Here is a 260-nt window from a genome sequence, read left to right as displayed (position 1 = left end):
CACAGGATCCGCAACAAAAGGATTCGTCTCATCCCACGCATAACCGGCCAGCACGGCGCTGATCATGCGCCGAATCCCCGGCGTCTGCTCGGGATAAAAGATGATGTCCTGCAACTCACCGGTATACCAGCGCTCGACGAAAGCACGAAACGTATCGATCCCCTTCCGCAGCGGCACATCATAAGCAGACAGCCAGTCAACACTCTCACCAGCAAACTGACGCTCAAGCGTCCCAACAGCAAGATGCGCAGAGCGCAAAG

General features: G+C 56.5%; 1 pseudogene. It reads right to left on the bottom strand.

Going from position 1 to position 260, the window contains the following annotated elements:
• Positions 1–260, bottom strand: a pseudogene (locus SB771_RS35310) (FAD-dependent oxidoreductase); the annotation flags it as partial.

This window comes from Burkholderia sp. SIMBA_051 (genome assembly GCF_046534915.1).
Classification (GTDB): Bacteria; Pseudomonadota; Gammaproteobacteria; order Burkholderiales; family Burkholderiaceae; genus Burkholderia; species Burkholderia ambifaria.
Note: the sequence above shows the minus strand (reverse complement) of the source record. Positions and strands in the feature narration are given on the sequence as shown.